At 66.8% G+C, this 13959-nt stretch carries 11 protein-coding genes; 2 read left to right on the forward strand and 9 right to left on the reverse strand.

The genetic code is table 11. The features are described from left to right. Positions 1-42 precede the first annotated feature (42 nt). The 4 genes from NK1_RS03410 to NK1_RS03425 form a co-directional block, all read right to left on the reverse strand. Positions 43-489 carry a DUF5130 family protein gene (locus tag NK1_RS03410; RefSeq protein ID WP_157104068.1) on the reverse strand — a complete coding sequence of 149 codons (447 nt, stop codon included), beginning with the start codon at positions 487-489 and terminating at the stop codon, positions 43-45. A gap of 10 nt (positions 490-499) precedes the next feature. Next, positions 500-778: an aa3-type cytochrome oxidase subunit CtaJ gene (gene ctaJ / locus NK1_RS03415; RefSeq protein ID WP_030512693.1), complete on the reverse strand. Its 279-nt coding sequence runs from the start codon at positions 776-778 to the stop codon at positions 500-502. Positions 779-829: 51 nt separating this feature from the next. Beyond that, complete coding sequence (locus tag NK1_RS03420; RefSeq protein ID WP_063007111.1) at positions 830-2530, reverse strand: glycoside hydrolase family 13 protein; 1701 nt, start codon at positions 2528-2530, stop codon at positions 830-832. A 79-nt stretch (positions 2531-2609) separates the two neighbouring features. Beyond that, the gene (locus tag NK1_RS03425; RefSeq protein ID WP_030512691.1) at positions 2610-3014 is read right to left on the reverse strand and encodes a globin; all 405 of its coding nucleotides are present in this window, start codon (positions 3012-3014) and stop codon (positions 2610-2612) included. A gap of 344 nt (positions 3015-3358) precedes the next feature. On the opposite strand from NK1_RS03425, the gene NK1_RS03430 reads away from it, so the two are divergent. Beyond that, positions 3359-4078, forward strand: coding sequence for an HNH endonuclease (locus NK1_RS03430; RefSeq protein ID WP_174552689.1), 720 nt, complete (start codon positions 3359-3361; stop codon positions 4076-4078). A 117-nt stretch (positions 4079-4195) separates the two neighbouring features. Beyond that, positions 4196-5137 carry an NAD-dependent epimerase/dehydratase family protein gene (locus NK1_RS03435; protein ID WP_063007112.1) on the forward strand — a complete coding sequence of 314 codons (942 nt, stop codon included), beginning with the start codon at positions 4196-4198 and terminating at the stop codon, positions 5135-5137. Between the two features lie 15 nt (positions 5138-5152). On the opposite strand, the gene NK1_RS03440 is transcribed toward NK1_RS03435, so the two are convergent. The 5 genes from NK1_RS03440 to NK1_RS03460 all read right to left on the reverse strand — a co-directional run bounded on the left by NK1_RS03440 (position 5153) and on the right by NK1_RS03460 (position 13865). After that, a complete protein-coding gene (locus tag NK1_RS03440) occupies positions 5153-5806 on the reverse strand; it encodes a DUF8185 domain-containing protein (protein ID WP_063007113.1) in 654 nt (217 codons plus the stop codon). Between the two features lie 32 nt (positions 5807-5838). Next, positions 5839-6282 (reverse strand): acyl-CoA thioesterase, encoded by a 444-nt coding sequence (locus NK1_RS03445; protein WP_439955926.1) that lies wholly within the window; start codon positions 6280-6282, stop codon positions 5839-5841. 173 nt (positions 6283-6455) lie between these two features. After that, the gene (locus NK1_RS03450) at positions 6456-11357 is read right to left on the reverse strand and encodes an NAD-glutamate dehydrogenase (RefSeq protein WP_063007114.1); all 4902 of its coding nucleotides are present in this window, start codon (positions 11355-11357) and stop codon (positions 6456-6458) included. A gap of 246 nt (positions 11358-11603) precedes the next feature. Next, positions 11604-13280, reverse strand: a complete 1677-nt coding sequence (gene ettA / locus NK1_RS03455) for an energy-dependent translational throttle protein EttA (protein WP_036499326.1) — start codon at positions 13278-13280, stop codon at positions 11604-11606. Positions 13281-13355: 75 nt separating this feature from the next. After that, on the reverse strand, positions 13356-13865 hold the full coding sequence (locus tag NK1_RS03460; RefSeq protein ID WP_084460547.1) for a single-stranded DNA-binding protein: 510 nt from the start codon (positions 13863-13865) through the stop codon (positions 13356-13358). Between the last annotated feature and the right edge of the window lie 94 nt (positions 13866-13959).

The following is a 13959-nucleotide window of genomic DNA, read 5'->3' on the forward strand; positions in this document are numbered from 1 at the left end:
CTGATGCGAACCGGCGCGAGCGTGCCGATCAGTGCGGGCGAATCAGCTCGGGCGGCCGATCGCGGACGCCATCACGCGGACGGCGGAGACGAGTCCGTCGATGAGCTGTCCCTGCCGTAGCGACGCGAGCGCCGCGGTGACACCGAGCTGGCAGACCCGGTCGTTCACGCGGTCGGCGACGTCGCGACCGGAACGAACCTCGACCGCCTTGTCGTTGGGCGAGACGGCGATGAGCACCGAACGTGCCGCCTCGGGAGTCGACGGGAACACCGCGTCGGCGCCGGCGGCGGCATCCGCGCCCAGATCGCCGATGTAGATGTTGAACCGGACCTTGGTGCTGCGAGTCGCCTCGGTGAGGGTGTTGTCCATCAGCAGCCGCTCACGGTCGTTGAACGGCGCTTCCTTGAACACGTCACCGGCTTCGTGCACGCCGGACACCCGCCCGCTGGGGGTGATGGCGTACCCGTGCGGCAGGGTGGACGGGTCCACCACAGGCCAATTAGAAGTTGCCACTTGCCCGGCCTCCGATCAGATCTGCCCCGGTGGATTCGATGGCCGCATGGTGTCCATGCGACGACTCGGCGACACCGTGACCGAATGCGGTCACCTCGTCGGTCGCGCTCCACAGCACCGGCTCCGCGGTCCACTTCTTCCCGAGGTCGTAGTGGACCGGCTTCTCACCGGGCAGCGGTTTGCCGAGGAACGACAATCCGGCGATCACCGCGTAGATCACCAGCGGGATGCCGAGAAAGATCAGCACTGTTTCGAGAATGCTCACAGCTCAACGGTAGACGATCGTGGTTTGCCGGTCCGCGCCGAGCCGCCCGTGTCACACCAACCAGGCCGTCGACTCCGGTGCGAGCAGGGCGCCGTGCAGCGGCGCGCTCGCCAGCAACACCGTGCCCGGGGGCAGTGCGATCGGGGCCGCGGAGGCGTTGAGCACACAGAGCAGTCCACCCGGCCGGCGGAAGGTGAGACAGTCCGCCGGCGCGTCGAGCCAGTCGACGGTGTCACCGTCGAATTCGGCTCGGGTACCGCGCACTCGGAGGGCGGCCCGATACAGCGACAGCGTCGAGTCGGGCGATTCGCGTTGCGCCGCCACGGTCCGATCGGCCCATTCCGCCGGGATGGGCAGCCAGGAATCGGGACCGCCGGTGAATCCGAAGGGCGGAGTCGTCCCCTCCCACGGGATCGGCACCCGGCAGCCGTCACGCCCGCGTTCGGTGTGGCCGGAGCGTTCCCAGACCGGGTCCTGCAGCACCTCCTCGGGCAGGTCGTCGACATTGGGCAGCGCCAATTCGGCGCCGTTGTAGACGAAAGCCGCGCCCGGAAGCGCGAGTTCGAGCATGATCATCGCCCGGGCACGGGCGACGCCGGACGCGCCGCCGCCGTAGCGGGTCACCTCCCGCTCGATGTCGTGATTGGACAGCGTCCACGTCGGGACGGCCCCGACGCGCGCCACCGATTCCAGCGAATTCTCCACTGCCGCACGAATTTTCGCCGCGTCGAACGGTGTCTCGGCGAGCCGGAAGTTGAAGGCGAGGTGAAGCTCGTCCGGGCGCACGTACTCACCGAAGCGGATGTTGTCCTCGACCCACACCTCGCCGATGGACACCGCTTCCGGATACTCGTCGACCACCTTGCGCAGCCGCCGGTGGATGTCGTGGACCCCCGGGTTGTTGAAGCGCGGATCGCTGTCGTCGTGCACCAGCAGTTTCGCGTCCGCGTCCGAGGGGCCGGTCGCCGACGGGTCGGCTGGATGGGTAGCCGACGGGTCGGCTGGATGGGTAGCCGACGGGTCGGCGGAGAGTCCCACCGCCGCCACCACGACCGGATCCATATCGGGCAGTCCGGGCGGTTTGGCCATGCCGTGTGCCACATCGATGCGGAAGCCGTCGACGCCGCGATCGAGCCAGAACCGCATGGTCTGCTCGAAATCGGCGACGACCTCCGGATTGTCCCAGTTCAGATCCGGTTGTTCCGGTGCGAACAGATGCAGATACCACTGCCCCGGCGTCCCGTCGGGCTCGGTGACGCGGGTCCACGCCGGACCCCCGAAGATGCTGGGCCAGTTGTTGGGCGGTTGCGAGCCGCCGGGCCCGCGACCGTCGCGGAAGAGGTAGCGGGCCCGCTCGGCGCTGCCGGGGGGAGCGGCCACCGCGGCCGAGAACCACGGATGGCGGTCGCTGGTGTGATTGGGCACCAGATCCATCGTCACCCGGATGCCGCGCTCGTGGGCCGCGGCGATCAGCTCGTCCATGGTCGCGAGGTCGCCGAACAGTGGGTCGATATCGCGCGGATCGCTGACGTCGTATCCGCCGTCGGCCATGGGGGATCGCATCACCGGACAGATCCACAGCGCGTCGACGCCCAGCAGTTCCAGATAGCCGAGCCGGTCGCGCACGCCGGCGAGATCACCGACACCGTCGCCGGATGCATCGGCGAACGAGCGCGGATAGATCTGATAGAACACCGCCGAACGCCACCACGGCGGCGCCGGTTCCTCCGTCTGCCCGGCGGCGTCCCCCACCGCCGCGAGCTCAGCCTGTCCCCCGGCCGATGACGCTGTCACAGTCCAATCCCCGGCACAGTCGAATCCCCGGCCCGGCTCACATGGGGGAATTCATCAGTGAATTCGCGGCCATCTCCAAGTAGTCGAGCAACGCACGCCGATGTTCGTCGTCGAGAACGTCCGGCTCGATCTCGGCAATCGCGATGTGCATACAGCGCAACCACGCATCACGCTGCAGCGGTCCGATGCTGAACGGCATATGCCGCATGCGCAGCCGGGGATGTCCGCGTTCGTCGGAATAGGTGCGCGGGCCGCCCCAGTACTGTTCGAGGAACATGCGCAGCCGGCGCTCGGCCGGGCCGAGGTCCTGCTCCGGATACATCGGCCGCAGGATCTCGTCGGCGGCCACCTCCCGATAGAACGCCGCGACGATCCGCCGGAACGTTTCCGCCCCGCCGACCGCCTCGTAGAACGATGTCGCCGTCTGTTCGCCGGAAGTCATCGACCCTCTCGATCTGCTCGCCTGCCCGTATCCGCCCACCATTGTGCCCGCACCACCCGCGGACGGCCCACCCGTGCGGGAGCCGCCCGACGGTCACCGGCGGATCACGCGACGTTCAGACGACGGTCGCCGCGGGGACGGCCACACGGCAGATAATCGCCTCCGACACCGGTATCCGGGCACCGGAGACCGACCCGCACCGCGTCGACCACCGGCGATCCGCGCACCCGGCCCGAATTTCGGCACCGAAATCACTGTGCACACGGGCACGTTCCGTGGTCAACTTGGTGACAGTGTCTGCCGATCAGCACACGAACCGACCTAGCAGAATTCGGGGTCCATCCATGAAGCAGCGGCACGGCGCCCGGTCACACGAGGCGAGAACGCACCGACAACTCCAGCCCGCCGATGTCCACAATCGTGGGTCGGGGGCTACTCCGCTGCATATCCTCTCCGCATATTCCTCTCCGGGACATACGTCCGCGTCACCGGGACATTCGTCCCCGGGTGCGATCACGCACCGAAATACCGAATCCGCAGCTACCGCTTGGTCCAAGAGCCGGGTACTGCTTCTGAATGCCACCTACGAGCCACTGACCGCACTGCCCGCCCGGCGTGCCATCGTGCTACTGGTCTGCGACAAGGCCGATACCGTTCATCACAATCCCGAGGGCCCGGTCGTCCACTCCGCCGGCGCCTCGGTCGCGCTGCCGTCGGTGATCCGGCTGCGCAACTACGTGCGAGTGCCCTACCGCGCCCGGGTCCCCATGACCCGCGCGGCACTCATGCACCGGGATCGTTATCGCTGCGCGTACTGCGGCGGAAAGGCCGAAACCATCGACCATGTCATTCCACGCAGTCGCGGGGGCGCGCATTCCTGGGAGAACTGCGTAGCCTCCTGCGCTCCCTGTAATCACCGCAAGGCCGACAAACTCCTGAGCGAGTTGGGCTGGACGCTCATGCACCCGCTGGTCTCGCCGACCGGGCCGCATTGGCGATTGCTGTCGACCACCTCGGATCTGGATCCGGTGTGGTTGCAGTACCTGGGCGAGGGCGCTGCCTGACCCCTTTACAGCGCGCCGATCACAATCGTGAGCGCTGCTCTTGAAATATTCACGGATGTGGTGCACACTCGTCCATGAGAGCAAGAGCAGTGCTCTCGAAAGAGATTGGAGCCCACTATGTCGGATCTACATGTCGTCACCGGAGCCGGACCCGTCGGTACCACGATCGCCGAACAGCTCGCCGCCACCGGGGCGACGGTCCGCGTCCTGACCCGGTCGGGCAGCGGTCCGGACCATCCGCTCGTCGAACGACGCTCGGTGGACGTCAACGATCGTCACCAGCTTGCCGCCGCGGTCGACGGTGCCGCCGCGATCTACCACTGCATCCACGCGTCGCAATACTCCGCGCGGACCTGGCGGGCGGAACTGCCCGGCGCCGAACAGACGATCCTGGACGTCGCGGGGCGCACCGGAGCGGTCGTCGTATTTCCGGAGAGCCTGTACTCCTACGGCCCGGTCGACCGGCCGATGACCGAAAATATGCCCCGCACTGCGGATTTCGGCAAACCGGCGATCCGGGTGCACCTCCTGCGCGCTCGCGAGGCATCGCCGACGCCGACGGTCAGCGTGGCCGCCTCCGACTTCATCGGGCCGCATGTGCGCACCTCGCACGCCGGCGACCGGATGGTGCCGAATATCCTGGCGGGCAAGACGGTTCAGATCTTCGGCAAGGCCGATCTACCGCATTCGTTCACCTATATGCCCGATCTCGCCGCGGCCATGATCCGGGCGGCCGCGGACAGCACCCTGTGGAACACCTTCCTGCACGCCCCGACCGCCCCGGCGGTCACGATGCGCGAACTGGTGGCCGCCCTGGCCGAGGCCGCTCGGATGCCGATGCCGAAAGTGGTTGCGCTGCCCGGCTGGACACTGCGCACGGCCGGCATCGTGAGCTCGATGATGCGGGAGCTGGCAGAGATGAACTACCAGTTCGAGCGGCCCTTCCGACTCGATTCCACCCACAGCGAGAGACTGCTCGGCCTGACGCCGACACCGCTGCCGGAGGTCGCGGCAGGCACCGTCGCGTGGTGGAAAACCGCTGTGGCGGAACGGAAGTGATCTACCGGGCGCCGATCATCCGGCCAGCAGCGGCCCACTGCGGCGACGGGCGACCGAGCCGTACCGCGCGTCCAGCCGCAGCCAGCTGCGAGTGGCCCGCACCCGCACGGTCTCGGCGGGCGCGATGCGGCGAGACTCGGCTTCGCCGCCGGCGTGCGGAATGAAATCCATTGCGGTGAGCGCGAAGACGACGCGCATCGGGACCTCGACCCGCTCGTCGCCGCCGGTGACGGTCAGCACCGTCTGCTCCAGCAGCGAGGCCGGCGGACCGTGGCCGGCACTGTGATCGGCTGCCACCCGCGCACCGCGTTCGGCGAGTTCGACCAGGCTCCGGGCCGGAACATCGTCGATATGTGCGAAACCCGCAGCCGGTGGCAAGGCGGTACGCCAGGCCGAATCCATCGAATACCCCACCTCGATGCGCCCGTCGGCGGCGGGCCGTTCGAGTCCGGACAACGCGGCATCGCCGGCGACGGTGACGTCCACGACGTCCAGTTCGCCGACCACAGTCCGCGCGGCCAAGACCTCGAATCCGGTGGCCGTCCACGCGGTGACGTAGCGGTCGCCGCGACGATGCAACCGCACGACGGCAGCCGGATCCAGCCGGATCGCGTGGGTGAGGAAGGTCGCGAGGTTCTCCCGCTCGGCGGGGTCGGATATGCGCAGCATCGAACCGATGTCGTCCCTAGGTGTCGTCGCCGCTATTCGGCCCGCCACAGGCTCAGATATTCGCGCTCCTCGTCGGTGAGCCGGCGCAGCCGCTGGGTGTCGATATCGAAGGCCGCGATCTGAGTGCTGGCGATCACGGCCGGCGGGGAATCCAGTGCCACGCCGTTCGCGCGGACCTCGTAGCCGATGGTGAAATCGACCGCGCGCAGCTGTTCGATCCACATCGCCACATCCAGCGGCGTGTCCTCGTGCCGGAGTTGGCCGCGGTAGCGAACGCGCAGGTCGGCCAGGACACAGCCGGTACGCAGCCCCGCAGTGGGCCGCTCCCCCTCGAACAGCCACGGAATACGCGCCTCCTCGAGCAACGTCACCATGCGGGCATGGTTGATGTGCTGGAAGACGTCCATATCCGACCACCGGACATCGACCTTCGCGTGGAAACGCTTGGGCAGGACGACGGTGCCTCCGGCCTTCAGGGCCCCGTTCACCGAGCCGACACTGGTCACGCTGTTCACCTCCGATCGGATTCCGCCCGCGCACATCGTGCGGCGTGCCTGCGCGGGCGGACGAGCAAGCCGAAGCGGCGTCTCGACTCCGGTGTCGGTCCGCTTCGGCTAACCAGTATGCAGGTTCGGGGCTCGACCGCCGTTCAGCGAGGCACCTCCGACTGCGCCCCCACGCCGCTGACCATGCTGCGGACCTGCCGCGCCGCGACCGAGAGCGTCGCCAGATCGTGTGCACCGGAGGCGAACAGTTCCGACAGCGCCGCCCGCGCGCGGCCGAGCCGGGACTGGTTCTTCGACTCCCAGTACGCGATCTTCTCCTCCGCGGTCTCCTCCGGATCACCCGCCGACAGCACGTCGAGGGTGAGCGACCGCAGCGACCCGTACATATCGTCGCGCAGGGCGAGCCGGGCCAGAGCGTGCCAGCGATCGCCGCGCTCCAGATGGCTCACGGCCTGCAGCAGCCAATCGATCTTGAGGTGCTCGTTGAGCGCGTAGTAGAGCGCGCCGACCTCTTCGCCACTGCGGTCGGTGATATCCGCGATATCGACGACGTCGAGCAGCGGAAACAGGTTGAGCAGACCGAAGACCTCGGTGGCCAGATCCTCGGGTACGCCACGCGAGACGATCTCGGCGGACGCTTCGGTCAATGTGTCGAGGTGATGGCCGCGCAACCATCCCGGGACCTTCGGCGCGAGTTCGCGGACCGGACCGCTGTAGCGGTGGATTTCGGCGCCGACGGCGACCGGCTGCGGACGATTGCTCAGCAACCAGCGCGACGCGCGGTCCAGGGTCCGCTTGGTTTCCAGCTCCAATTCGTCCTTCACCGCCGTCGGCACGTCGGCGGCGCGAATGCGCTGCCACAGCGAATGCAGGTCGAAGATCTGGCTGGTGGCCGCGAAGGCGCGCACCACATCGGTTGCGCTGGCGCCGATTTCCTCGTTGAGCCGGTGCGCGTAGGTGATGCCACCGAGGTCGACCATCTCGTTCACCACCATCGTGGTGACGATCTCGCGGCGCAGCCGGTGACGTTTGATGGCACCGCCGAATCGCTGGCGCAGCGCCGCCGGGAAGTATTTCGGCAACCGCGCGGCGAAGTACGCGCTGTCGGGCAGATCGCTGTCGAGGAGATCGGCCTTCAGCGACAACTTCACGTGTGCCAGGAGATTCGCCAGCTCCGGCGAGGTGAGACCGGTCCCGGCCTCCGCGCGGCGAGCGAGTTCCTTCGTCGAGGGCAGGGCTTCCAGTTCCCGATCCAGACCCCGCCGCTGTTCCAGATCCTCGATCACCCGCATGTGCACGTTGAGCATGCGCGGCGCCTCGGTGCGCGACATCCCCATCAGGTAATTCTGGGAGACGTTGTCCCGCAACACCATGTCCGAAACGTCGTCGGTCATCGAGGACAGCAGCGGGTTGCGGTCGCCGACCGGCAGTTCACCGGCGGAGACGACCCCGTCCAGCAACACCTTGATATTGACCTCGTGGTCCGAGCAGTCGACGCCGGCGGAATTGTCGAGTGCGTCGGTATTGCATTTGCCACCGAGTTTGCAGAATTCGATTCGTCCCAATGCGGTGACGCCGAGGTTGCCGCCCTCGCCGATGACGCGCACGCGCAGATCGCTCGCATCCACGCGCACCGCGTCATTGGACTTGTCGCCGACATCGCCGTTCGACTCGGTACTGGCCTTGATATAGGTACCGATTCCGCCGTTCCACAGCAATTGCACCGGTGCCCGCAGAATGGCCCGGATCATGTCCGGCGGAGACAGTGATACGACATCCTCGTCGAGACCCAGAGCGCGCCGGATCTGCGGGCTCACCGGCACGGCTTTCACGGTGCGACCCCAGACACCCCCGCCTTCGCTGATCAGCGAGGTGTCGTAATCCGCCCACGACGACCGCGCCAACCCGAACAACCGCTTCCGCTCCGCGAACGACGACCCCGCCACCGGATCCGGATCGATGAAAATATGCCGATGATCGAACGCCGCCACCAACCGAATATGCTCCGACAACAACATCCCGTTACCGAACACATCCCCCGACATATCCCCGACACCCACCACCGTGAACTCCTCACGCTGGGTATCGACATTCATCTCCGCGAAATGCCGCTTGACACTCTCCCACGCACCCTTCGCGGTAATCCCCATCGCCTTGTGGTCATACCCCGCCGAACCACCCGACGCGAACGCATCACCCAACCAGAAACCGTATTGTTTGGCGACGTCGTTGGCGATATCGGAGAAGGTCGCCGTCCCCTTGTCCGCCGCGACCACGAGATAGGTGTCGTCACCGTCGCGGCGCACCACCCGTGCCGGCGGAATCACCTCGCCACTGGCGTGGTCGACATTGTCGGTCACATCCAGCAGACCGCTGATGAAGGTGCGATAGCACTCCACCCCTTCGCCCTGCAGCGCCTGGCGGTCGGTCGCCGGATCGCCACTCGGCGCGGGCGGGCGCTTCACCACGAATCCGCCCTTCGCGCCCACGGGCACGATCACCGCGTTCTTCACCGCCTGCGCCTTCACCAGACCCAGAATCTCGGTCCGGAAATCCTCCAGGCGATCCGACCACCGCAGCCCACCACGCGCCACCGGGCCGAACCGCAGATGGACGCCCTCGACCCGCGGCGAGTACACGAAGATCTCGAACTGCGGCCGCGGACGCGGTAGCTCCGAAATCGCGTGCGGCTCAACCTTGATCGACAGATAATCGCGCGGCCGGCCATCGGCGTCGACCACGTAGTAGTTGGTGCGCAGCGTGGCGGTGACGACACCGAGAATGGCTCGCAGAATACGGTCGGCGTCCAGGCTCACAACCTCGTCGATCCGTTTCCGCACCGCGGCCCGCAGCTCGTCCGCACGGTCCGAGGAGGCCGAATCGGGATCGAACATCGCCTCGAACAGCCCGACGAACAGCTGCGCGATATCGGGTGAGGCGAGTAGAACGCGCGCGATATTGGCCTGACTGTAGGGAAAGTCCGCCTGCTGCAAGTACTTCGAGTAGGCGCGCAGAATCGATACCGACCGCCATGGCAGTCCGGCCCGCAACACCAACTCGTTGAGCGGATCGCTTTCCGCCCGGCCGTGCCAGAGGGCGTCGAACGCCTCGGTGAAGCGCTCACGCAACCCGCGTTCCTGTGCATGGAGGACATCGAGCCGGTCGGCGGTTTCCACCAATTCGGCATCCATGTTGCGGTCCAACGACATTCGCAGCAGGTCCGGTCGCGCCTGCAAGCCGAAATCGTAGATCCACGCCATCCTGCCGTCGCCGAACTCGACCTCGTAGGGCCGTTCGTCGACCACCTCCACGCCCAGGCTCTGCAGCAGCGGCAGCACTTGGCTCAGCGAGATACCGCCGCCGACGTACAGGGTGAATCGCCAGGACCCGGGCTCGGCACCCGGCCTGCGATACAGATGCTGATCGATGGCCTCGCCGCCGAGGCGCTCCAGCCTGACGATGTCGGCCAGCGCCCGGGAGGGCTCGAAATCCTCCTTGTACCCGTCCGGCAGCGCGGCCGCATAGCGTTGCACGACAGCGGGATCCAGCACCGTGGACCGGGCCACCTCGTCGCGCAGGTGATCGTCCCAGGTGCGGCTGGCCTCGGCGAGCAGATTCTGAATCCGCAACCGATTGGTTTCGGACGTATCCACCTGTGTCCCCGGCTCGGGAAGATGCACGGTGAAATACACACTGGCAAGCTCGTTTTCGGACACCCGCGCCGAATAGTCGATCGATTCACCGCCCAGTTCGCGCACCAGGATGTCCTGGATCTCGAGCCGGACCCGGGTGGTGTAGCGGTCGCGCGGCAGATACACCATGGCGGCCACGAAGCGACCGTAGGAGTCCTGGCGGAGGAACAACCGCACCTGTCGCCGAATCCCCACACTGAGCACGGCGCTGGCGGTCCGGCGCATCGTGTCGATATCGGAGGAGAACAGTTCGGTGCGGGGGAAGGACTGGATCACCTCGAGCATCGCCTGGCCCGAGAACGATTCCAGATCGAATCCGCACTGTTCGATCACGGTGCGCACCCGCCGCGCGATCACCGGGATGTCGAGCACGTTCTCGTGCAGGGCGGCGACGGTGAACACGCCGATGAACAGATGCTCGCCGACGACCGTGCCCGAGGCGTGGGAGTCCGCGACGCCCACGAAATACGGGTAGACCGAGCGGTGCACGGTCGCCGGCACCAGCCCCTGGGTGAGCATCAGCAGCGGGCGCCGGCCGCCGTTGCCCGGAACCTGGAAGTCGGTACCGACGTTGGGACGCAGCACACCGAGGCAACTGTCCGGCACGACAACGGATTTCGTCTCCGCTCCGGCCGCGGGGCGACGCTGGAAGCGGGCGTAGCCGAGGAGGGTGAAGTGCCCGTCGGCCAGCCACTCCAGCAGATGCGCACAGTCGACCAGATCGACGACCGGGTACGGCGAGGTCCCCGCGTCCGCCGTGCGGATCAGCTCGTGGGCGAGGCGATCCTGCACCGCGCGCATCGCCTCGGTATCGCCGATGACCTGCCGCACATCGGTGAGCACATCGGGCACCTCGGACTCGATGCGTTCGAGAACGTCGCGGCTCGTGGACGGGTGCAGTTGCACGTGAATCCAGGATTCCCGCAGGCCGGTGACGCCGTTGCCGTCGACCTCGTGCGGCGCCGCGGAGTGCAACCGCCCCTCGTCGTCGCGCATCACCTCGAAGATCGGGTGGATCACTTCGCTGACGGTGACGCCGATGCGGGTCAGGGCGGACGCCACCGACTCGACGAGCAGACGCATATCGTCGGTGACCAGTTGCACCGCCGCTCCGATGCCACTGCCGTCGTCCGGGTGGTAGACCCGCACGCGCGCCGTGCCCGCGGGACGTTGCAAGCCCAGTTCGAGATGCCTTCGGAAGACCAGCGCCGAACTTCCGGTGATCGCACAGTCCACATCGCCGGCATCGACGTGACGGAAGTACGCCGACTCGAGCGTTGCGAGTTCTCCCCGCAGCGGCTCCGGCAGACTCTCCGCCCACGCGTTACTGGACAATTCGGACGAGACCGTCATTTTTTCGCCAACTCCCTCGGATTCGGTTCCGCAACAAAGTGACGCCGGAATCGAGCGTAGCTGCGCAGCCGAGGCCCCGGGGTGGATTCCTTCTAAACCCTCGGCGACGCTCAGCTACCTCGAACGGGCCGGTTGGTACGCCCGCGCTCGTGGCCTACACCGAGACCGGGGTAGGCCACGATGACGTTGCGCCCCAAAATGATTGACGCATGTCCGGGTTGTCGGCCGACTGCGCGAGCCGGAAGATCAGTCGCGAGTCAGCTTACGGTGGGTAACCCGATGCGGACGGGCCGCCTCCGGGCCCAGGCGCTCGACCTTGTTGGCCTCATAGGCCTCGAAGTTGCCCTCGAACCAGAACCACTGGGCCGGATTCGAGTCGTCGCCTTCCCACGCCAGGATGTGGGTGCAGGTGCGGTCGAGGAACCAGCGGTCGTGGGAAATGACCACGGCGCAACCCGGGAAGTTCTCCAGCGCGTTCTCCAGCGAGCCGAGGGTTTCCACATCGAGGTCGTTGGTGGGCTCGTCGAGCAGGATCAGGTTGCCGCCCTGCTTGAGGGTCAGCGCCAGGTTCAAGCGGTTGCGCTCACCACCGGACAGCACACCGGCCGGCTTCTGCTGGTCGGGGCCCTTGAAACCGAAGGCGGAAACGTATGCGCGCGAAGGCATTTCCTGATTGCCGACCTCGATGTAGTCGAGTCCGTCGGACACCACCTGCCAGACCGTCTTCTTCGGGTCGATACCCGCGCGGTTCTGGTCCACATAGCTCAGCTTCACGGTGTCGCCGACCTTGACCTCGCCGCTGTCGGGCTGCTCGAGTCCGACGATGGTCTTGAACAGCGTCGACTTACCCACACCGTTCGGGCCGATCACGCCGACGATGCCGTTGCGGGGCAGGGTGAACGACAGGTCCTTGATCAGCTGCCGGTCGCCGAAGCCCTTGTCCAGGTGCTCGACCTCGACGACCACATTGCCCAGGCGCGGACCGTGCGGAATCTGGATCTCCTCGAAGTCCAGCTTGCGCATCTTCTCCGCTTCGGCGGCCATCTCCTCGTAGCGACCGAGACGAGCCTTGTTCTTGGCCTGGCGGGCCTTGGCGCCCGACCGCACCCAGGCCAGCTCCTCCTTGAGCCGCTTCTGCAGCTTCTGGTCCTTCTTGCCCTGTACCTCGAGCCGTTCGGCCTTCTTCTCCAGATAGGTGGAGTAGTTGCCCTCGTAGGGGTAGGCCCGGCCGCGGTCGAGCTCGAGGATCCAGCCTGCGACGTTGTCCAGGAAGTACCGGTCGTGCGTGACGGCGAGGACGGCGCCCTGGTACTGGGCCAGATGCTGTTCGAGCCAGTTGACGCTCTCGGCGTCGAGATGGTTGGTGGGCTCGTCGAGCAGCAGCAGGTCCGGCTTGCTCAGCAACAGCTTGCACAGCGCCACCCGGCGGCGCTCACCACCGGAGAGGTTGCCGACCGGCTCGTCCGGCGGCGGGCAGCGCAGCGCGTCCATGGCCTGCTCGAGCTGGGAGTCGATATCCCACGCGTCGGCGTGATCCAGGTCCTCCTGCAGCTTGCCCATTTCCTCCATGAGCTCGTCGGAGTAGTCGGTGGCCATGAGTTCGGCGATCTCGTTGAAGCGGTCCAGCTTCACCTTGATCTCGCCGAGGCCCTCCTCCACGTTGCCGCGGACGGTTTTCTCCTCGTTCAGCGGCGGCTCCTGCTGCAGGATGCCGACCGTCGCTCCGGGCGCCAGGAACGCGTCACCGTTGTTGGGCTGGTCCAGTCCGGCCATGATCTTCAGCACGCTCGATTTACCGGCGCCGTTCGGACCGACGACGCCGATTTTGGCGCCCGGAAGGAAGTTCAAGGTCACATCGTCGAGGACGACCTTGTCGCCATGTGCCTTGCGAACTTTCTTCATCTGGTAAATGAACTCAGCCATGTAGGAAAGCCTATCGGTGTCGGAACCAGTGGGTCGAAACGGAGGACCGCGCGAGCGGAGCAGAGGTAACGGTAGTCATCCGGCGTCGGCGGCCGCCGCGGAGACCGGATCGACGGTAGTCGATCCCGCACCCGCCGCGGGGCCGGACTCGCCCGGCGGCGCCTCGGGCACCGCGTCGTCCCCTCCGGGGACAACGTGTAGGTCCGGGCCGGAGTTCCGCGCGCCGCCCCGCCGCATCACCGGAGCCGTACAACGGCCCAGGTCGGGACCCAGCGCGGCGGCTCGCATCTCGAGATCGTGGCGTTGCACACCCTCCCTGGTCCGGTACTCGTTGGTGCGCAGCTGACCGTAGGCGATGACCGGATCGCCGCGGCGGATGGAGGCGTCCACCCCCTCCACCAGACGCCGCCAGCACGTCACCGTCAGGAACAAGGTGCCGCCGTCCACCCAGCCACCGGTATCGCGATCGAAGCGGCGGGCATTGCTGGCCATCCGGAAACTGACCACCTGCTCCCCACCGGGCAGACTCCGCCGTACCGGATGTGTGACGACGGTGCCGATGACGGCGGTATTCGCCTCGTACATGGTTGTCCCCCTTCACGTTTCGACTGTCCCCGTCCGTGGCGGCCTCGGCTGCCGTGACTTGTTCAGCGTCGCCGATTTCGCGGTTCGTCACCAG

The sequence above is a fragment of the Nocardia kruczakiae NBRC 101016 genome, assembly GCF_001612965.1.
Lineage (GTDB): Bacteria > Actinomycetota > Actinomycetes > Mycobacteriales > Mycobacteriaceae > Nocardia > Nocardia kruczakiae.